Annotated in this window: 16 protein-coding genes; 13 read left to right on the forward strand and 3 right to left on the reverse strand. The window is 61.1% G+C overall.

The window, feature by feature from the left end:
• Nucleotides 1-54: 54 nt before the first annotated feature.
• The 11 genes from tssB (at nucleotide 55) to GIW79_RS03100 (ending at nucleotide 16130) form a co-directional block, all read left to right on the forward strand.
• Nucleotides 55-561 (forward strand): type VI secretion system contractile sheath small subunit, encoded by a 507-nt coding sequence (gene tssB / locus GIW79_RS03050; RefSeq protein WP_003195557.1) that lies wholly within the window; start codon nucleotides 55-57, stop codon nucleotides 559-561.
• 2 nt (nucleotides 562-563) lie between these two features.
• The gene (gene tssC / locus GIW79_RS03055) at nucleotides 564-2060 is read left to right on the forward strand and encodes a type VI secretion system contractile sheath large subunit (protein ID WP_003195559.1); all 1497 of its coding nucleotides are present in this window, start codon (nucleotides 564-566) and stop codon (nucleotides 2058-2060) included.
• Between the two features lie 155 nt (nucleotides 2061-2215).
• Nucleotides 2216-2704 (forward strand): Hcp family type VI secretion system effector, encoded by a 489-nt coding sequence (locus GIW79_RS03060; protein ID WP_003195562.1) that lies wholly within the window; start codon nucleotides 2216-2218, stop codon nucleotides 2702-2704.
• Nucleotides 2705-2775: 71 nt separating this feature from the next.
• On the forward strand, nucleotides 2776-3291 hold the full coding sequence (tssE, locus tag GIW79_RS03065; RefSeq protein WP_072445715.1) for a type VI secretion system baseplate subunit TssE: 516 nt from the start codon (nucleotides 2776-2778) through the stop codon (nucleotides 3289-3291).
• Nucleotides 3288-5147 (forward strand): type VI secretion system baseplate subunit TssF, encoded by a 1860-nt coding sequence (gene tssF / locus GIW79_RS03070; protein ID WP_054919759.1) that lies wholly within the window; start codon nucleotides 3288-3290, stop codon nucleotides 5145-5147. The genes tssE and tssF overlap by 4 nt, the downstream gene beginning before the upstream one ends.
• A complete protein-coding gene (gene tssG / locus GIW79_RS03075) occupies nucleotides 5111-6154 on the forward strand; it encodes a type VI secretion system baseplate subunit TssG (protein WP_054919762.1) in 1044 nt (347 codons plus the stop codon). Before tssF ends, tssG begins: the two co-directional genes overlap by 37 nt.
• Nucleotides 6147-8807, forward strand: a complete 2661-nt coding sequence (tssH, locus tag GIW79_RS03080; RefSeq protein WP_072445651.1) for a type VI secretion system ATPase TssH — start codon at nucleotides 6147-6149, stop codon at nucleotides 8805-8807. The genes tssG and tssH overlap by 8 nt, the downstream gene beginning before the upstream one ends.
• 156 nt (nucleotides 8808-8963) lie before the next feature.
• Nucleotides 8964-10910 carry a type VI secretion system Vgr family protein gene (locus GIW79_RS03085; protein WP_198715875.1) on the forward strand — a complete coding sequence of 649 codons (1947 nt, stop codon included), beginning with the start codon at nucleotides 8964-8966 and terminating at the stop codon, nucleotides 10908-10910.
• 15 nt (nucleotides 10911-10925) lie between these two features.
• On the forward strand, nucleotides 10926-11360 hold the full coding sequence (locus GIW79_RS03090; protein WP_054896056.1) for a DcrB-related protein: 435 nt from the start codon (nucleotides 10926-10928) through the stop codon (nucleotides 11358-11360).
• A 14-nt stretch (nucleotides 11361-11374) separates the two neighbouring features.
• The gene (locus GIW79_RS03095) at nucleotides 11375-15745 is read left to right on the forward strand and encodes an RHS repeat-associated core domain-containing protein (protein WP_236452634.1); all 4371 of its coding nucleotides are present in this window, start codon (nucleotides 11375-11377) and stop codon (nucleotides 15743-15745) included.
• A 10-nt stretch (nucleotides 15746-15755) separates the two neighbouring features.
• Complete coding sequence (locus GIW79_RS03100) at nucleotides 15756-16130, forward strand: DUF4259 domain-containing protein (RefSeq protein WP_044269929.1); 375 nt, start codon at nucleotides 15756-15758, stop codon at nucleotides 16128-16130.
• Between the two features lie 103 nt (nucleotides 16131-16233).
• On the opposite strand, the gene GIW79_RS03105 is transcribed toward GIW79_RS03100, so the two are convergent.
• The 3 genes from GIW79_RS03105 to GIW79_RS03115 all read right to left on the reverse strand — a co-directional run bounded on the left by GIW79_RS03105 (nucleotide 16234) and on the right by GIW79_RS03115 (nucleotide 18052).
• A complete protein-coding gene (locus GIW79_RS03105; protein WP_003195589.1) occupies nucleotides 16234-16509 on the reverse strand; it encodes an HU family DNA-binding protein in 276 nt (91 codons plus the stop codon).
• A gap of 190 nt (nucleotides 16510-16699) precedes the next feature.
• On the reverse strand, nucleotides 16700-17848 hold the full coding sequence (locus GIW79_RS03110) for an NAD(P)/FAD-dependent oxidoreductase (protein WP_054896057.1): 1149 nt from the start codon (nucleotides 17846-17848) through the stop codon (nucleotides 16700-16702).
• 36 nt (nucleotides 17849-17884) lie between these two features.
• Nucleotides 17885-18052 carry a rubredoxin gene (locus tag GIW79_RS03115; protein WP_014720509.1) on the reverse strand — a complete coding sequence of 56 codons (168 nt, stop codon included), beginning with the start codon at nucleotides 18050-18052 and terminating at the stop codon, nucleotides 17885-17887.
• Between the two features lie 195 nt (nucleotides 18053-18247).
• On the opposite strand from GIW79_RS03115, the gene GIW79_RS03120 reads away from it, so the two are divergent.
• Both GIW79_RS03120 and ubiA read left to right on the forward strand, forming a co-directional pair.
• The gene (locus GIW79_RS03120) at nucleotides 18248-18811 is read left to right on the forward strand and encodes a chorismate--pyruvate lyase family protein (RefSeq protein WP_003195610.1); all 564 of its coding nucleotides are present in this window, start codon (nucleotides 18248-18250) and stop codon (nucleotides 18809-18811) included.
• Complete coding sequence (ubiA, locus tag GIW79_RS03125) at nucleotides 18811-19701, forward strand: 4-hydroxybenzoate octaprenyltransferase (RefSeq protein WP_014720511.1); 891 nt, start codon at nucleotides 18811-18813, stop codon at nucleotides 19699-19701. Before GIW79_RS03120 ends, ubiA begins: the two co-directional genes overlap by 1 nt.
• Nucleotides 19702-19810 lie beyond the last annotated feature (109 nt).

Here is a 19810-nt window from a genome sequence, read left to right on the forward strand (position 1 = left end):
GCCGCCGGACCGTGCAGTAACAACACCGTCGCTCAAGCGACCAGGAGCAGCAACGTGGCGAAGCAAAGTTCTCAGAAATTCATCGCGCGCAACCGTGCGCCTCGAGTGCAGATCGAGTACGACGTCGAGCTTTACGGCGCCGAGAAAAAGGTCCAGCTGCCCTTCGTGATGGGCGTGATGGCCGACCTCGCCGGCAAGCCTGCCGAGCCGCTGGCACCCGTGGCCGACCGCAAGTTCCTTGAGGTGGACGTCGACAACTTCGACTCACGCCTCAAGGCCATGCAGCCACGCGTCGCGTTCCACGTACCCAATGAGCTGACAGGCGAAGGCAACCTGAGCCTGGACATCACCTTCGAAAGCATGGACGACTTCAGCCCGGCCGCCGTGGCCCGCAAGGTCGACTCGCTGAACCAGCTGCTCGAAGCCCGCACCCAATTGGCCAACCTGCTGACCTACATGGACGGCAAGACTGGCGCTGAAGAAATCATCATGAAGGCGATCAAGGACCCGGCATTGCTTCAGGCACTTGCCAGCGCGCCCAAGCCTGCAGGGGAGCAGTAATCATGACGGACAATACCGCCCGCGAAGGCAGCCAGATCCTGGGTACCACCGAAGAAGCCAGCGAGTTCGCGAACCTGCTGCTGCAAGAATTCAAGCCCAAGACCGAGCGTGCCCGCGAAGCCGTTGAAACCGCGGTGCGCACCCTGGCTGAACAGGCCCTGGCGCAAACCGACCTGGTGTCCAACGACGCGATCAAGTCGATCGAATCGATCATCGCCGCCATCGACGCCAAGCTCACCGCCCAGGTCAACCAGATCATCCACCACCAGGATTTCCAACAACTGGAAAGCGCCTGGCGTGGCCTGCATTATCTGGTCAATAACACCGAGAGCGATGAGCAACTGAAGATTCGCGTGCTCAACATCTCCAAGCCAGACCTGCACAAGACCCTGAAGAAATTCAAGGGCACTGCGTGGGACCAGAGCCCGATCTTCAAGAAGATGTACGAAGAAGAATACGGCCAGTTCGGTGGCGAACCTTACGGCTGCCTGGTGGGTGACTACTACTTCGACCAGTCGCCGCCCGACGTGGAACTGCTGGGCGAGCTGTCGAAAGTCTGCGCCGCCATGCACTCGCCTTTCATCGCTGCGGCCTCGCCGACCGTGATGGGCATGGGTTCGTGGCAGGAACTGTCGAACCCACGCGACCTGACCAAGATCTTCACCACCCCGGAATACGCCGGCTGGCGCTCGCTGCGTGAATCGGAAGACTCGCGCTACATCGGCCTGACCATGCCGCGCTTCCTGGCACGCCTGCCGTACGGCGCCAAGACCGACCCGGTGGAAGCCTTCGCTTTCGAAGAAAACACCGACGGCGCCGACAGTTCCAAGTACACCTGGGCCAACGCCGCCTACGCCATGGCAGTGAACATCAACCGTTCGTTCAAGCACTACGGCTGGTGCTCGCGCATCCGCGGCATCGAGTCTGGTGGTGAAGTGGAAAACCTGCCGGCCCACACGTTCCCTACCGATGACGGTGGCGTGGACATGAAGTGCCCGACCGAAATCGCCATCAGTGACCGCCGTGAAGCGGAACTGGCGAAGAACGGTTTCATGCCGCTGCTGCACAAGAAAAACACCGACTTCGCCGCGTTCATTGGCGCCCAGTCGCTGCAGAAACCTGCCGAATACGACGACCCGGACGCCACCGCCAACGCCAACCTGGCCGCACGCCTGCCGTACCTGTTCGCCACCTGCCGTTTCGCCCACTACTTGAAGTGCATCGTGCGCGACAAGGTCGGCTCCTTCAAAGAGAAGGACGAAATGCAGCGCTGGTTGCAGGACTGGATCCTCAACTACGTCGACGGCGACCCGGCGCACTCCACCGAAACCACCAAGGCCCAGCACCCGTTGGCGGCGGCCGAAGTGATCGTGGAAGAAGTCGAAGGCAACCCGGGGTATTACAACTCCAAGTTCTACCTGCGCCCGCACTATCAGCTTGAAGGGCTGACGGTGTCGTTGCGCCTGGTATCGAAACTGCCTTCGGCAAAAAGCGCATAAGTAACGGTTGAGCTAGCTCGTTCCCACGCTCCGCGTGGGAATGCCGCCCGGGACGCTCTGCGTCCCGGTGACGCGTAGCGTCACAGGATGCGTTACCACGCAGAGCGTGGGAACGATCACCCAATCAAGTGGCATGGGCCACACAGGGAGAAAACATGGCTGTTGATATTTTCATCAAGATCGGCGACATCAAGGGCGAGTCCATGGACAAGGCCCACAAGGACGAAATCGATGTGTTGAACTGGAGCTGGGGCATGTCCCAGTCCGGCAACATGCACGTCGGCGGCGGCGGCGGCGCGGGCAAGGTGAATATCCAGGACCTGTCGTTGACCAAGTACGTCGACAAGGCTTCGCCCAACCTGATGATGCACTGCGCCAGCGGCAAGCACATCGACAAGGTCAAGCTGACCGTGCGCAAGGCCGGTGGCGAGAGCCAGGTCGAGTACATGGTGATCAACCTGGAAGAAGTGCTGGTCACCTCCTTGAGCACCGGCGGTTCGGGCAGCGATGATCGCCTGACCGAAAACGTCACCCTGAACTTTGCCCAAGTGATGGTCGACTACCAGCCGCAGAAAGCCGACGGCACCAAAGACGGCGGCGCCATCAAGTTTGGCTGGAACATCCGTTCCAACACCAAACGCTGATAGCCCTTGTGGCCGTGGCCCGGTGCCACGGCCATTGTGTCCCTCTCGCACCCGTCCGTGGAGCTGCTTTGGTGGTAACTGAAATCGCTTCCCGCGACCGTCTGCAACCGTCCCTGCTGGACCGGTTGACCGACGACGACCCGACCAACCCCAAGGAAAGCGCCGACAAACGCGTGCTGTCCCTGACCCAATTGAAGGCCTCGGTGCTGCGTGACCTGGCGTGGTTGCTTAACACCACCTCGTTACTCGATACCGATGCCACGCTGCACACCCCGGCCGGCACTTCGGTGGTCAATTACGGCCTGCCGGCACTGGCGGGCAACAGCGCTTCGGGCGTCGATATCAAAGCCCTGGAAGCCTTGATTTACCAGGCCATCGCCACTTTCGAGCCGCGTATTTTGCGCCACACATTACGAGTCAAGGCGCGCATGGGCCATGGCGAGATGAATCACAACGCCCTGAGTTTCGAAATTGAAGGCGACCTGTGGGCACAGCCGGTGCCGTTGCGTTTGCTGTTGCAGACCGACGTGGACCTGGAGTCCGGCCATGTGCGCGTGCTCAATGCCGACCAGCGGAGACGCCCATGAACCCGCGCCTGCTGGAGCTGTACAACCAGGAATTGCACCACGTGCGCGAAAGCGCCGCCGAGTTCGCCAAGGAATACCCGAAGATCGCCAGTCGGCTGACCCTGTCCGGTATGGACTGCGCCGACCCGTACGTCGAACGCTTGCTTGAAGGCTTCGCCTATCTCACGGCCCGCGTGCAGCTCAAGCTCGACGCCGAGTACCCGACCTTCACCCACAACTTGCTGGAAATCGCCTACCCGCACTACCTGGCACCGACGCCGTCGATGACCGTAGTGCAATTGCAGACCGACCCCGATGAAGGCTCCCTGGCCGGCGGTTTCCCGCTACCCCGTGACACGGTGCTGCGTGCCGCCCTGGGTCGTGAAACCCAGACCTGCTGCGAGTACCGCACCGCGCACCCGGTGACGCTGTGGCCGTTGCAGGTCAGCAACGCCGAATATTTCGGCAATCCCGCCGCCGTGCTCGGGCGCCTGGCCGCCAGCGAACCGAAAGCCAAGGCCGGCCTGCGCCTGACCCTGCGCACCGGTGCCGAGCTGCCGTTCAACAGCCTCGACCTGGATACCTTGCCGCTGTACCTGAGCGGCGCTGATGAACAACCGTTTCGCCTCTACGAACAACTGCTGGGCAATGCCTGCGCGGTGTTTGCACGCCAGCCCGGTGGCGATTGGGTCGAGCGCCTGCCCCAGGGCGCGTTGCGCTCGCGGGGGTTCGATGATGCCGATGCGGCCATGCCGGTGGTGGCGCGGGCGTTCCAGGGCTATCGCCTGTTGCAGGAATACTTTGCCCTGCCCCATCGCTTCCTGTTCGTTGAGTTCGCCGAGTTGAGCCGTGCGGTCAAACGGTGTGACGGCCAGGAGCTGGAACTGATCGTGCTGTTCGACCGCCACGAACCGAGCCTGGAAGGCAGTGTCGGCGCGGCGCAGTTCTTGCCGTTCTGCACGCCCGCCATCAACCTGTTCCCCAAGCGCGTGGACCGCATCCATTTGTCCGACCGGGTCAATGAACATCACGTGATCGCCGACCGTACGCGGCCGATGGATTTCGAGATTCACTCCTTGAGCGGCATTACTGGCCATGGCACCGGACCGGAGCAGCCGTTCTTGCCGTTCTATGCGGTGCGCGATCCGTCGCGCTATGGCCGCGACCAAGCGTATTACAGCGTGCGCCGCGAGCCGCGTGTGCTGTCCAGCGATCAGCGCCGCAATGGCCCGCGCTCCACTTATGTGGGCAGTGAAACCTTCGTCAGCCTGGTGGACAGCCGCCAGGCGCCGTATCGCCATGACCTGCGCCAGTTGGGCGTGACGGCACTGTGCACCAACCGGGACCTGCCGCTGTTCATGAGCGTGGGCAACGGCAAGACCGACTTCACCCTGGCCGACAGTGCACCGGTACTGGCCGTGCGGTGCGTCGCCGGGCCAAGCCGCCCGCGTGCCAGCCATGCGCATGACGCCAAGGCCTGGCGCCTGATCAGCCAGTTGTCGCTCAACTACCTGTCCTTGAGCGAAGAGGGCCAGGGCGCCGGCGCCTTGCGCGAACTGCTGCGCCTGTACGGCGACAGCAATGACGCCGCCCTGCAATTGCAGATCGAAGGCCTGCGCGAAGTCAGCAGCAAGGCGGTGACTCGACGCCTGCCGATGCCTGGCCCGATTGTGTTTGGCCGCGGCCTGGAAATCACCTTGGAGTTCGATGAAAACGCGTTTCGCGGCACCGGCGTGTTCCTGCTCGGTGCAGTGCTGGAGCGCTTCCTGGCACGCTACGTGTCGATCAACAGCTTTACCGAGACGGTAATCCGTACCACCGAACGCGGCGAGATCATGCGATGGAAAGCCAAGCCCGGACGGCGTCCGACCCTGTGAGAACCCTGGACGCGATGCACCAGGAGCCCTGGGAATATGACTTCTTCCAGGCATTGCGGCGCATCGAGTGCGAAACGCCCGAGCTGCCACGCCTGGGCCATTCCCTACGCCTGGCCGATGACCCGCTGCGCCTGGGGCAGCAGGCCGATTGCACCTTCGCACCCGCCACCCTCGCCTCGGTCGACCCCGGTGGCGACGGCAAGCCGGCGCGGTTGGAGCAGTTCTTTTTCGGCCTCGGCGGCCCCAACGGGCCGCTGCCGCTGCACATCACCGAGTACGTGCGCGAGCGCCAACGCAACAACGCCGACAGCACCAGCAAGCAGTTCCTGGATGTGTTCCACCATCGCTTGCTGACCCTGTTCTATCGGGCCTGGGCCGAGGCGCGGCCAACGGTCAGCCATGACCGCCCGGACGATGACTACTGGTCCGCCCGCCTCGCCGCCCTGAGTGGCCGCGGGATGCCGAGCCTGCTCAATCAAGGGCTGATCCCCGATACCGCGAAGCTGCATTACAGCGGCCATCTGTCGGCGCAAACCCGTTACCCGGATGGCTTGAAAGCGATCCTCAGCGAGTACTTCGGCCTGCCGGTAGAGATCGAGGAATACGTCGGCCAATGGCTGGAACTGCCCGAACGCAGCCGCGTGGGGGTCAGCGCCAACCAGTTGGGCGTGGACTTCTGCCTGGGTAGCCACGTGTGGGACCGCCAGCACAAATTCCGCATCCGCCTGGGCCCGCTCACGCTGGATGACTACATGGGCATGCTGCCCGGCCAACAGCCGTTCAACGAGCTGGTGGCGTGGGTGGCCGAGTACCTGGGCCATGAAATGGACTGGGACTTGAACCTGGTTTTGCAACAACCCGAAGTTCCGGCGCTGCAACTCAACGGCCAGTTCCGCCTGGGCTTCAACACCTGGCTCGGCCAACCTGCGCATGACGCCAACGACCTAATCCTGGCCCGGCATTACGCCGACCACGCCACCACCTCAAGGAATCCAGAGCATGGGTGAAATCAGTCGCGCCGCACTGTTCGGCAAACTCAACAGCGTGGCCTACAAAGCCATCGAAGCCGCCACCGTGTTCTGCAAGTTGCGGGGCAATCCGTATGTGGAACTGGCCCACTGGTTTCACCAGTTGCTGCAACTGCAGGACTCGGACCTGCACCGCATCATCCGCCAGTTCAACGTGGAGCCGGCGCGCCTGGCCCGTGACCTCACCGAAGCCCTGGATCGCCTGCCGCGTGGCTCGACGTCGATCACCGACCTGTCGTCCCACGTGGAAGAAGCCGTGGAACGCGGCTGGGTGTATGGCAGCCTGATGTTCGGTGAAAGCCAGGTTCGCACCGGTTATCTGGTGCTGGGCATCTTGAAGACACCGAGCCTGCGCCATGCGCTGCTGGGTTTGTCCGGCGAGTTCGACAAGATCAAGGCCGAGGCCCTGAGCGAGCGCTTTGATGAATACGTCGGTGACTCGCCAGAAAATGCCTTGAGCGCCAGCGATGGCTTCAATGCCGGCGTCCCTGGCGAGGCCAGCGGTGCCATGGCGCCCAGCGCGATGGGCAAGCAGGAAGCGCTCAAGCGCTTCACTGTGGACCTGACCGAACAGGCCCGCAGCGGCAAGCTCGACCCAATCGTGGGCCGTGACGAGGAGATTCGCCAACTGGTGGATATCCTCATGCGTCGGCGCCAGAACAACCCGATCCTCACTGGTGAGGCCGGGGTGGGCAAGACCGCCGTGGTCGAAGGTTTCGCCCTGCGTATCGTCGCCGGTGACGTACCGCCTGCGCTCAAGGACGTGGAACTGCGCAGCCTCGACGTGGGCCTGTTGCAAGCCGGCGCCAGCATGAAAGGCGAGTTCGAACAGCGCCTGCGCCAGGTCATCGAAGACGTGCAGGCTTCACCCAAGCCGATCATCCTGTTTATCGACGAAGCCCATACCCTGGTAGGTGCCGGTGGCGCCGCCGGCACCGGTGACGCGGCCAACCTGCTCAAGCCTGCCCTGGCCCGTGGCACCTTGCGTACCGTGGCTGCCACCACGTGGGCCGAGTACAAAAAGCACATAGAGAAAGACCCGGCCCTGACCCGCCGTTTCCAGGTGGTACAGGTTGCCGAGCCGTCGGAAGACAAGGCCCTGCTGATGATGCGCGGCGTGGCTTCCACAATGGAAAAACACCACCAGGTGCAGATCCTCGACGAAGCTCTGGAAGCCTCGGTGAAGCTCTCCCACCGCTACATTCCGGCGCGCCAGTTGCCGGACAAGTCCGTGAGCCTGCTGGACACCGCCTGCGCCCGCGTCGCCATCAGCCTGCACGCGGTCCCCGCGGAAGTGGACGACAGCCGTCGCCGTATCGAAGCCCTGGAAACCGAGCTGCAAATCATCGCCCGTGAGCATGCGATCGGCATTGCCATTGGAGCGCGTCAAACCCATAGCGAAGCGCTGCTGACCGCCGAACGTGAGCGTCTGACCACGCTGGAAAGCCGTTGGGCCGAAGAGAAAACCCTGGTGGATGAGCTGCTCGCCACCCGCGCAACCCTGCGCGAGAAGGCCGGGGTTGTGGACAGCGGCAACGATGAACTGCGTGCAAAACTGGTCGATCTGCAACAGCGCCTCACCGCCCTGCAAGGCGAGACCCCGTTGATCCTGCCGACCGTGGATTACCAGGCCGTGGCCTCGGTGGTCGCCGACTGGACCGGCATCCCGGTGGGCCGCATGGCCCGCAACGAACTGGAAACCGTGCTCAACCTCGACCAGCACCTGAAGAAACGCATCATCGGCCAGGACCATGCCCTGCAAATGATCGCCAAGCGCATCCAGACCTCCCGCGCCGGTCTCGACAACCCGAGCAAGCCGATTGGCGTGTTCATGCTGGCCGGTACCTCGGGTGTGGGCAAGACCGAAACTGCCCTGGCCCTGGCCGAAGCCATGTACGGCGGCGAGCAGAACGTCATCACCATCAACATGAGCGAGTTCCAGGAAGCCCACACCGTGTCCACACTCAAGGGCGCGCCACCGGGCTATATCGGCTACGGCGAAGGCGGTGTGCTGACCGAAGCGGTACGGCGCAAACCCTACAGCGTGGTGCTGCTCGATGAGGTGGAGAAAGCTCACCCGGACGTGCACGAGATTTTCTTCCAGGTGTTCGACAAGGGCGTGATGGAAGACGGCGAAGGCCGGGTGATCGACTTCAAGAACACCCTGATCCTGCTGACCACCAATGCCGGTACCGAACTGATTTCCCACGTCTGCAAGGACCCGGCGAACACCCCCGAGCCCGAGGAAATCGCCAAGGCCCTGCGCCAGCCGTTGCTGGAGATTTTCCCACCGGCCTTGCTCGGTCGCCTGGTGACCATCCCGTACTACCCGCTGAGCGACGAGATGCTCAAGGCGATCACACGCCTGCAACTGAACCGCATCAAGAAGCGTGTGGAGAACACCCATAAAGTCGCGTTCGAGTATGACGACGCAGTGGTCGACCTGATCGTCTCGCGCTGCACCGAAACCGAAAGTGGCGGGCGCATGATCGATACCATCCTCACCAACAGCCTGCTGCCGGACATGAGCCGCGAATTCCTCACGCGCATGTTGGAAGGCAAGGCACTGGCGGGGGTGCGGATCAGCAGTCGGGATAATGAATTGCACTACGACTTCAGCGACACCGAATAACTATTGTTGGAATACGGTCAGTGTGGGAGCTGGCTTGCCTGCGATAGCGGTCTGACATTCAGCATTGATGTTGACTGATCCACCGCTATCGCAGGCAAGCCAGCTCCCACAGTTGATCCGGTTCCGTCAGTGATGACGGTATTTACGGGACTACCGATGCTATTCAACCAAGCCTCACGCCTGGCCAAGATCAACAGCCCCCTCGGGCCGGATGTGCTGCTGCTCAACGAAATGGGCGGCGGTGAAGAGCTGGGCCGGCTGTTCAACTATGAGCTGCAACTGACGTCCCTGGACGCCAACATCGACCTCAACCAATTGCTGGGTAAACCGATGAGCGTCGGCCTGCAACTGGCGGACGGCGGCGAGCGGCATTTCCACGGGATCGTTGCGCGGTGCAGCCAGAACATCGACAAAGGCCAGTTCGCCAGTTACCAAGTCACCCTGCGCCCTTGGCTGTGGTTGCTCAGCCGGACCTCCGACTGCCGTATCTTCCAGAACCTGAGCATCCCGCAGATCATCAAGCAGGTGTTCCGTGACCTGGGTTTTTCCGACTTCGAAGACGCGCTCAGCCGGCCGTATCGCGAGTGGGAGTACTGCGTGCAGTACCGCGAGACCAGCTTCGATTTCGTCAGCCGGCTGATGGAACAGGAAGGCATCTACTACTTCTTCCGCCATGAACAGGACCGCCATGTGCTGGTGCTGGCCGACGCCTATGGCGCCCACACCAGCGTGCCCGGCTACGCGTCGATCCCCTACTACCCCAAGGACGAGCAGCAGCGCGAACGCGACCATATGCACAATTGGCACTTGGCGCAGGAGGTGCAGCCGGGCTCGCTGGAGCTCAACGACTACGACTTCCAGCGCCCCAGCGCGAGCATCGACGTGCGCTCGGCCATGCCGCGCCCGCACACCGCCGGCGACTACCCACTGTACGACTACCCCGGCACCTACGTGCAAAGCGCCGACGGCGAACACTATGCGCGCACCCGCATTGAGGCCCTGCAAACCCTGCATGAACAGATCGAGTTCAGCGGCAATGCGCGCGGCCTGGGCTCGGGCCATCTGTTCAGCCTCACCGGCTTCAGCCGCCAGGACCAGAACCGCGAGTACCTGATCGTCGGTTGCCGTTACTTCGTCGTGCAAGAAAGCCTGGAAAGCGGTGGCGGTTCAGGCTCCGCGCAGTTCGAAAGCAGCCTGACCTGCATCGACGCCCAACAGAGTTTCCGCCCGCTGGCCAACACCCACCGTCCTATCGTCAAAGGCCCGCAGACCGCGCTGGTGGTAGGCCCCAAGGGCGAGGAAATCTGGACCGACCAGTACGGCCGCGTGAAGGTGCATTTCTACTGGGACCGCCACGACCAATCCAACGAGAACAGCTCGTGCTGGATTCGTGTGTCGCAATCCTGGGCCGGCAAGAACTGGGGCTCGATGCAGATTCCACGCATCGGCCAAGAGGTGATCGTCAGCTTCCTCGAAGGCGACCCCGACCGACCGATCATCACCGGGCGGGTGTACAACGCTGAGCAGACGGTGCCCTACGACTTGCCGGAGAACGCCACCCAAAGCGGCATGAAAAGCCGCTCCAGCAAGGGCGGAACGCCGGCCAACTTCAATGAAATCCGCATGGAGGACAAGAAGGGGTTGGAGCAGTTGTATATCCATGCCGAGCGTAACCAGGACATCGTGGTGGAGGTGGATGAAAGCCACTCGGTGGGGCATGACCGGAATAAGAGCATTGGGCATAACGAGACGGTGACCATCGGCAGCAATCGCCTGCGGGTTGTGCGCAACAACGACACGGTGATCGTGGGCGGTGCCAAGTCCGACAGCGCCGCCACGCACTACACCATCGAGGCCGGCGAGAGTCTTCGCCTGGTGTGCGGCGACAGCGTGATCGAGCTCAAGGCAGGCGGGGACATCAACCTGACCTGCGGCTCGTTCAACCTGTTTTCCAGCGGCAGCAGCAAGATCCAGACAAAGGGCAAATTGGACATCAACCTGGGCAGTGACAAGGGCACATCGCCCGGTGCCCAAGGCGTGCAAAGCACGATCAAGTCCGCCGTCGAGTCAAAATTCCCCGGTAAGCCCGGTGCTGGTCAATAACGAGATTTCGCCACCATGAACTACCTGATCAACGAAGCCCAATTCACCCTGCCCGATGCCGAGGTACAGGACACCTCGATCAATATCCTCAAGTTCGCCAAGCTGAGCACTACCCTGGTGGTGAGCCGCAGCCCCTTGGCCGATGGCGAGAGCCTGCAAAGCAATTTCGAAGGCCAGTTGAAAAAACTCGAACAGCAGGTCCAGGACCTTCGCTATTCCCCGGCGCAAGCGGTCAAGGTCGGTCCAGCGCAGGACATCGACGCGTTTGAAGTGCAGAACCACTTCAGCAAAGGCAGCGACAACATTTACCAATATCAGCTGGCCATGCAGATACCGGGCACACGTCGCTTGATCGCCCTCAGTTACGTCAAGGCCCAGCCCCTGGGCCCGGCCGAGGCGGCGCACTGGGCAACGCTGAAAAGCACACTCAACTTCCTTGCCACGCCTTGAGTCGAGCCTGAGCAATGAGTGAGGACCTTTGGGCCGCCCGCGAAGGCGACGCACTGCTGCACACCTCGGTGATGGCCGACATTCTCGGCGGTGTGCTGGAAGTGGCCGCCTATGCGGCGATCACTACCGTGGGCTGCCTGGCCGTTGCCGGGGCAGTGTTCCTCGCGACCGGTGCGACCATCGCCACCGGCGGTGTGGCCCTGGTGTTGGTGGTGGGCGCGGTCGTCGGCATCACCGCTGGGCTCACGGGGGCTGACTTGAAAATATCCAGTTGGTGCGAGTCCGCCGCCAACTGGGTGTTCCCGCCAGTAATCGATGCGTTCATCACCAGCGGCTCGCACAATGTGTTTATCAATGGCAAAAAGGCCGCCCGCGCAGCCGGTAAGATGACCGCTGTACCGGTCGCGCCCAGCGAGCCGCCGGCACCAAGCTTCCTGGATATGGCCGGGGAGTTTTTCTCGCAGATGTGGCGCCCGACCGTCGCCTCGCCTACCCCCGGCACCGAGCCTTGCCCGCTGGATACCGTGGCGTGCAACAAGCACCCGCCCATGCCCCTGCAATTCATTGCCGAGGGTTCCAGCTCAGTGTTCATCAATGGGCAGCCTGCGGCACGCAGCGGGGATCGCAGTACCTGTGACGCCAAGATTGGCACGGCCAAGGGCTTGATTTCGCCGGACGTGCGCATTGGTGGCGAGACCATTGTGGTACAGGAGATTCGTAGCGGGAAAACGCCGGGGGTGGGGCTTGCCATTGCCGTGGTGATGGCGTTACGGGGCAATGTGAAGTGTTTCTGGACCAAGCTGCCGTGTCTGGTCGGTGGTTTGCTGGTGGGGGGCGCCGTCTCTTACGCAACCAGCAAGGTCACCTCCGCGCTCAAGAGCGCCATGAATGGCTCGCCCAATCCAGTGCACAGCGCGACGGGCGCCAAGATCCTGGGCGGGGATGAGGAACTGGACTTCACATTGCAGGGATTGCTCCCGATAGATTGGCAGCGCTTTTACAGCAGCCTCGACACACGCCGGGACGGCCTATTTGGCGCTGGCTGGAGCGTCGCGTATGAGGTGTCGATCGAGATAGAAGCGGACGAAAACCTAATCTACATCGACGAGCAAGGACGCCGCCTGGAGATCGGTTACATCCCGTTGTCCGGCGGAGCGTTCGATCCGGGCCAAGGCCTTGCAGTCAGGCGCAGTGGCGACGGCGCGGTATTGATCGAGAGCATCGACGGCCTGTATCGCCTGTTCGAGCCCGACCCGCTGAATAACTCGCGGATGCGCTTGCATCTGCTGGGTGATCGCAATGAGGGGCGGATTTTCCTCGACTACGACAGTCAGGGCCGACTGTATCGCCTGCGCGACACCCACGACTTGATGCATGTAGAACTGAACTACTCGGCTGAACACCCTAGGCGTGTGAGCTACATCGAGCGGCGCTACCTGCGCCAGGACCATTTCGATGCGCGCAGCGATGTACTCGTCAGTTATCGCTACGACAGCGTGGGCGATCTGGCTGAAGTGCTGGACGAGCAAGGTACAACCCTTCGACGCTTTGCCTACGACAATGACCGGCGAATGGTCGAACACCAATTGCCGAGTGGCCTGCGCTGCTTCTACCAGTGGGCTGAAGTACCTGGGCCAGGCGGCCCGGAATGGCGCGTCAGCCGCCACTGGACAGATGCGCGTGATGAATACAGCTTCCATTACGACCTGGACGCCGGCATTACCCGCGTGACCGACGGCCTGATGCGGGTCAGCACCCGGCATTGGAACCCGCAGTTCCAGATCACTCGCTACGTCGATAACCTGGGTCATGCGTGGCAGTTTGAGTGGAACGATGATCGCCAGTTGCTCGGTGCGATTGATCCGCAAAAAGGCCAGTGGCGTTTCAACTATGACGCGTCCGGCAACCTGAGCGCCGTCATCGATCCGCTGTCCAGAACCAGTAGCACGCAATGGCTGGCGCACTGGGCATTGCCCCAAGTGGAAACCGATCCGGCAGGCAACAGTTGGCATTATCGGTACGACCAGCGTGGCAATTGCGTCGAGGAAATCGACCCACTGGGAAACCGTACGCGCTATGTGTATGACGGGTTCGGGCAGCCGGTGCAAATCATCGACGCCACTGAAAAAACCAAGACACTGCATTGGGACGAATGGAACCAGTTGGTCGAGGCGGTAGATTGCTCGGGTTACCCCACCCGTTATCAATACGATGCGTTCGGCAATCTGGTGGTGCAGACCAATGCGGAAGGCGAGTCGGTGCGCTACCGGTACGGACCTCGAGGGCTATTGCTGGAATGCCAGCTTCCGGATGGTCGCGTGGAACAGTTCCAGCGCAGCGCCACTGGTTATCTGCTTGCTCACATCGATCCCGGCGGCGCCGTCACACGCTATGCCTATAATAGTCGCGGCTTGGTCAACCAACGGTGGGATGCGCATAACCGCAGCGTGATGTTCGACCATGACGACTATGGGCGACTGCGCAAACTGACCAATGAGAACGGAGAGAGCTATCACTTTGAATGGGACGCAGCGGACCGCATGGTACAGCAGCAGGATCTTGACCAGAGCCGGCGCCGCTACACCTATGATCCGCTGGCTGATGTCGTCGCCGTGGATTACCTGCCGGGGACGGAAGGCGAACCCGTAGCCCCATTGTCGCACCAGTTTCAGCGAGATCCGGTTGGACGCCTGGTCAGCAAAATAACTGCGGACGGTACTACCAGCTACGTCCACGACCTGAGCGACCAACTGATCGGTGTCACTTTCACAGCGCCTGATGGGAGTGAGCAATCACTCGGTTTCAGCTATGACGCCATGGGGCAGCTCCTAGAGGAACAAAGCTCGGCCGGTTCTGTGCAGCATCGTTACGACGAACTGGGAAACCTGATTCAAACCGGCTTGCCCGATGGTCGGTGGCTCAATCGCTTGTACTACGGCAGTGGCCACCTGCATCAGTTGAATCTCGATGGTAAGGTCATTAGCGACTTCGAGCGGGATCGTTTGCACCGCGAAGTGCAACGCACTCAGGGCCAACTCAAAACGAGTACCGCCTATGATCGAAGTGGACGGGTTCGCTCGCGACAGCGTCGTATTATTGACCAACCGTGGCAATTGCCACCGTTGGTTGAGACTGAATACTGCTACGACCCAAGCGATAACCTGATCGGGCGTCGTCGTACTGACCGTCAAGAGCTTCTGGGCTACGACAGTACGGGACGTATCCTCGTCAACCACCAAGCAGGACGCAGCGAAACCTACGCCTATGATGCTGCCGCCAATTTGCTCGACGGCCCGGCCCAAGGCGGCCTGGTAAGGCATAACCGCCTGCTCACCTATCAAGACAAACGTTACAAGTACGACACCCTTGGACGGATGATCGAGAAAAGCAGCACGTCGCGCGGGTTGCAACGGTTTACTTACAATGCCGAGCATCGCCTGATCAAAGTGCATAGCCAGAAAGGCGCGCTGAACACGATTGTGAGGATGGTGTACGACCCTCTGGGGCGGCGTGTTGGCAAAACCGAACACGATGCCAATGGGCTCTGCCTGGGAGAAACACGCTTCGACTGGGATGGCTTGCGTCTTTTACAGGAACATCGGCATAGCCAGACCAGCCTCTATCTATATGACAATTACAGCTATGACCCGCTAGCTCGAGTGGACGGTACGGGGAAACACCAGTGCGTACGGTATTACCACAATGACCTGAACGGACTGCCAGAGTACCTCACTGAGACTGATGGGCTCATAGTTTGGCAAGCGCGCTACGAAGCATGGGGCGCGCCCCTTGAAGAAGTGCGAGAAGCGTACTTCATCGAGGAGCAAAACCTGCGATTCCAGGGTCAGTATCTTGATCGAGAAACCGGGTTGCATTTCAATACCTTGCGGTATTACGACCCCGACGTTGGCCGTTTTACGACACCTGACCCTATAGGTCTGGCAGGTGGTTTGAATCTTTACGCTTATGCCTCGAACCCACTGACTTGGATCGATCCTCTTGGACTGAACCCAGCGCTCCTGGAGGCGCTTGGCTCGGATGCAAAATCAGTCGGTGTTTATCGATTTACTGACAAAAATGGCAAACTCTACGTAGGTTCCACTACTGATCAAACCTTCGGCTCAAGACTGAGTCAGCATGTCGCTTCTGGAAAACTGCCGGCTGACAAAATCAGCTCGGTACAGTTACACAGTATGAACGGGGCCACCGCCCAGGAAATCTACAAGGTCGAAGCCAGTGAAATTGTGCGAAATGGCGGCAGGAGCGTAGACGGCGGAAAAACCTCCAACCTTCGAGCGCCTGCCGGTACACGTGAGCTATTCAAAAACCCCAACTGGGTCGCAACAGAAAAATCTAAACCATCACGTTTCGGAAAATGTGGCTAAGGAGTCAAAAATGGGCGCCTGGAATTACAACCCTTGGGAAAACGATGAAGCCGCGGACTGGTTTCAGGAGTTCTGGAAGCAACAAAATTTTGCGGTCTTGATCAACGAAATCAGCCAGTTTGATCCCGCTGAAGAACGTTATGACGCCTTTAGGGCTGCCTGTTATCTATTACAAACCCTAGGCAACCCCTATATATGGCCAGCTGAATATCTGGCACAACTCAAACCCCTGATCGAGCAGGCTATTTCAATACTGACCCAACTGATTGATCCGCCCAATGACGAATGGGGGTTTCTTGATATGTGGGGCGACAGTGCCGATGTTATCAACGCAGTGGAGGAACAAATCGACGCTCTGAAAATGCGATTAGGCGAGCTGGCTTAATCTGGCATACGCATCAGCACCCAACAAAAAATGGGCACCCGACCCAGTCGGCGTGCCCATCTTCTTTACCGCCCCGCCTCCCTTCGAGACGGTACCGCTTAACTTACGGGTTGACGCTGTCTTTGAGCGACTTGCCCGGCTTGAACGCTACGGTGTTGCTCGCCTTGATTTTCACTGGCTCACCGGTTTGCGGGTTTTTGCCGGTGCGGGCGCCGCGGTGGCGTTGCAGGAAAGTGCCGAAGCCGACCAGGGTGACGCTGTCCTTGCGGTGCAGGGCGCCGGTGATTTCTTCGAGGACGGCGTTGAGGACGCGGTTGGCCTGTTCTTTGGTGAGATCGGCTTTTTCAGCGATAGCGGCTGCGAGATCTGGTTTACGCATATGTGAAGCCTCTTTGACGGTTTTTTGTTGTTATGTCCGTGCTGCTCTCTGGTGGAGCAGCGCCAAGGCGCCGCAGGCTCTACTCTGCGGCAGACGGGAGTGAGGATGGCATGCCCTCGGGCGCCGCGCCAGTCTCGCGGCGGCCTTTCTCGGGGTATGAACGTGATGTTTGCGACAGAACGGGTGGTATTTACGCCAGTAACGGCGGAAGTTCTTTGTTCAGCGCCAGTTTTTCCATGACAGCGCTGCCAGTCAGTGCGTAACCCAGCAGGCGGCCGCTGGCATCGCGGCACAGGGCCTTGATGTCGGCACCCTGCCCTTCGACACTCCAGACGCCTTCAGTGCCTCGTGGCGCAGGTGATACCACCAGCGGGCACACCGGGGTTTTCACGGTGATGGGCATCGGTCCATAGCTCACCGCCGTGGCATTGCCGGCCAGGGTTTGCGCCAGGGCACGGGCGCAGCTCATCAGCGGCATCACGTACAACAGGTTCAGGCCATCCACCTCGGCGCAGTCGCCCAGGGCATAGATATTGGCGTGGGAGGTCTTGAGGTGGCGGTCCACCATGATCCCGCGGTTGATTTGCAGGCCGGCCGCTGCGGCCAGGTCTACACGCGGGCGCAGGCCAATGGCAGACACCACCAGGTCACAGTGGATCACTTCACCGTCCGACAGGTGCGCTTCAAGGCCATCAGCCGTGCGTTGCAGGCGATTGAGCACCGGGCCCAGGTGGAAACGCGCGCCGATGCCTTCCAGCCCGGCTTGCACCGCTGCGGCTGCCGCCGGGTGCAGCAGGGTCGGCATGACTTGCTCACACGGCGCGACCAGGTCGATTTCATAGCCGCCCAGGATCAGATCATTGGCAAACTCACAGCCGATCAGGCCAGCGCCAAGCAGCAGCACGCGCCGTTTGCCGGCAGCAGCGGCACGAAAGCGCGCGTAGTCTTCCAGGTCGTTGATCGGGAAAATCAGCTCAGCCGCATCGCCTTCGACCGGTACGCGCACGGTTTCTGCGCCCCAGGCCAGGACCAGGTCGCGGTAGCTCACCGCTTCCTCGCCGATCCACAGGCGCTTGTGGCCTGGGTCGATGCCGCTGATGCGCGTATGGGTGCGCACCTGGGCCTTGAGTTGCTCGGCCATGGCGCCAGGTTCGGCCATGCTCAGGCCATCGGCTTCCTTGTTCTTGCCAAAGCCGGTGGAGAGCATGGGCTTGGAGTAGGAGCGTCCGTCATCGGCAGTGATCAGCAGCAACGGGGTCTCGCTGTCGAGCTTGCGAAACTCCCGGGCGACGTTGTAACCGGCCAATCCTGTGCCGATGATCACGACAGGTGCGTTCATTCCTTTCTCCTTGTAGTACGTTTCTTAAATTCGGGATTACGCGATTTCGATCATTTCGAAGTCCGACTTACCCACGCCGCAGTCCGGGCACAGCCAGTCTTCCGGGACGTCCTGCCACAGAGTGCCTGGTGCAATACCGTCATCCGGCCAGCCGTCCGCTTCGTTATAGATAAGGCCACAGACGATACATTGCCACTTCTTCATTACATGCTTCCTCAGGTTCAGGCGTGTTGGCCGGCGGTCGATGGATCCAGCGTTGCCGCGCGGCTCAGGGCGTTTTGTACTGATCGGGGCCGGCAGATGCAAGCACGTTCGACGCAAACGACGGGTTTGGCACGGCAAAAGCCCAGGGTGCCATGGTAAGCTCGCCGCCTCTTTTGCTGCCAATACTGACTCACCGTGCCGCACTCAATCGCCCTTCCCGATGCTTGCCAATGGCTGACCCAGAGCCTTCTGAGCCCCTTGCCCACGCCCTTGACCCTCAACTGGCTGTTTGACGAAGGCTCGCTGACGCGACGGCTGACGTGGCTGTCCAACGAGGGTTTCAGCGTGACGCCGCTGTTCGAAGGCTGGCAACCGTTGCGCGACGACGAATGCGCCGCCCTGGACCTGCCGCCGGCCAGTATCGGTTGGGTACGCGAGGTGTATTTGCGCGGGCACGGCCAGCCTTGGGTATTCGCCCGCAGCGTGGCGGCCCGCAGTGCCTTGCAGGGCGATGGGCTGCACATGGACGAGCTGGGCAGCCGCTCGCTGGGCGAGTTGCTGTTCTGCGACCGCGCCTTTACCCGCCAGGCCATCGAAGTGTGTCACTACCCTCGTGCCTGGCTGCCGACAGCGGACCAGGCCGATAATCTGTGGGCGCGCCGCTCGCGCTTCGACCGCGGGGCGCTGAGCGTGCTGGTGGCGGAAGTCTTCCTGCCCAGTTTCTGGCACGCGCTGCATGATCATCCGGAGAACTGCTGATGTACCAACGTCTGCTCAAGTCCTTGAACCGCCTGAACCCCAGGGCCTGGGATTTCATTCAGTTGACGCGCATGGACAAGCCCATCGGCATCTACCTGCTGCTGTGGCCGACACTGTGGGCCCTGTGGATCGCCGGCAAGGGTTCGCCGTCGCTGATCAATATCGTGATTTTCGTGCTGGGCGTGGTACTCACCCGGGCCGGCGGCTGCGTGATCAATGACTGGGCCGACCGCAAGGTCGATGGCCATGTGAAACGCACCGAGCAACGCCCGCTGGTGAGCGGCAAGATCAGTTCGAAAGAAGCGCTGGTGTTTTTTGCCGTGCTGATGGGCATCAGTTTCCTGCTGGTACTGCTGACCAATGCCAGCACCATCCTGCTGTCCCTGGGCGGCCTCGCACTGGCGGCAAGCTACCCGTTCATGAAGCGCTACACCTATTACCCCCAAGTGGTGCTGGGCGCAGCGTTTTCCTGGGGCATGCCGATGGCGTTTACCGCCGAGACCGGCCATTTGCCTGCCACCGCGTGGCTGCTGTACATCGCCAACCTGTTGTGGACGGTGGGCTACGACACCTATTACGCCATGACCGACCGCGATGACGATTTGAAGATCGGGGTGAAATCCACCGCCATTCTGTTCGGTGACGCTGACCGCGTGATCATCCTCACCCTGCAAGGCCTGGCGCTGGCGTGCCTGTTGCTGGCCGGCGCACGGTTCGAGCTGGGCGGGTGGTTCCACCTCGGGTTGCTGGCGGCAGCGGGCTGTTTTGTCTGGGAGTTCTGGTACACACGGGACAGGGACCGCATGAAGTGCTTCAAGGCGTTCTTGCATAATCACTGGGCGGGGTTGGCGATTTTTGTCGGGATCGTGGTGGATTACGCGGTTCGCTGAGGATTCTGTGGTGACTGTTGGGACGCCATCGCGGGCAAGCCCGCACACATTTGACTGTATTCGCAATCAAAAGTGGGAGCGGGCTTGCTCGCGAACGCCTCCAAGCCGC

Origin of the sequence: Pseudomonas sp. PA-7-1E, from assembly GCF_021605325.1 — a bacterium.
GTDB lineage: Bacteria > Pseudomonadota > Gammaproteobacteria > Pseudomonadales > Pseudomonadaceae > Aquipseudomonas > Aquipseudomonas fluorescens_BV.